1 protein-coding gene is annotated in these 996 nt (G+C 66.8%); it reads left to right on the forward strand.

Annotation, left to right across the window (positions count from 1 at the left end; translation table 11 throughout):
• The coding region (locus D3261_RS19420) for a mandelate racemase/muconate lactonizing enzyme family protein (protein WP_147465014.1) at nt 1-996 on the forward strand (996 nt) is incomplete at both ends.

Here is a 996-nt window from a genome sequence, read left to right on the forward strand (position 1 = left end):
ATCGAGCGAATGCGACCGTTCCTGGTGGGCGAGAACCCGCTCGACATCGACCGGCTCTACGAACACCTGATCCAGAAGATGTCGGGCGAGGGCTCGATCGCCGGTAAGGCGATTTCGGCGATCTCGGGCATCGAGATCGCGCTTCACGACCTCGCGGGCAAGCTCCTCGGGGTTCCGGCCTACCAACTGCTGGGCGGGAAGTATCGCGACGAAGTGCGGGTCTACTGTGACTGTCACGCCGGCAACGAGGCCGAACCCGCCTCGAACGCCGAGGAGGCCGAACGCGTCGTCGGCGAACTGGGCTACGACGCCATCAAGTTCGACCTCGACGTGCCCTCTGGCGACGAGAAGGACAGAGCGAATCGTCACCTCTCGCCGCGGGACATCGAGCACAAGGAAGCGATCGTGCGCGAGGTGCTCGACCGGGTCGGCGACCGTGCCGAGGTAGCCTTCGACTGTCACTGGTCGTACACCGCCGACGGGGCCAAACGCCTCTCGTACGCGCTCGAGGAGTACCCGATCTGGTGGCTCGAGGACCCGATCCCCCCCGAGAACCACGATGTCCAGCGGACGGTCACCCAGGCCACCACGACGCCGGTCGCGACGGGCGAGAACGTCTACCGAACCCACGGGAGCCGTCACTTGGTCGAGAACGAAGCGGTCGACATCCTCACGCCCGACATCCCGCGGGTGGGCGGGATGCGCGAGGGGATGAAGATCGCGAACATGGCGGACGACTACTACATCCCGCTCGCGATGCACAACGTCTCCTCGCCGATCGGCACGATGGCGAGCGCGCAGGTCGGGGCGGCGATCCCGAACATGCTCGCAGTGGAATACCACTCCTACCAGCTCGGCTGGTGGGACGACCTGGTCGAGGAGACGGTGCTCGGGACGGGTCGGCTCCCGATCCCGGACGAGCCGGGCCTCGGGCTCACGCTCGACCTCGACACCGTCGGCGAGCACCTCGTCGCCGGCGAGACCCTCTTCGACGAG

Origin of the sequence: Halococcus sp. IIIV-5B (genome assembly GCF_003602035.1) — an archaeon.
GTDB classification, from domain to species: Archaea; Halobacteriota; Halobacteria; order Halobacteriales; family Halococcaceae; genus Halococcus; species Halococcus salsus.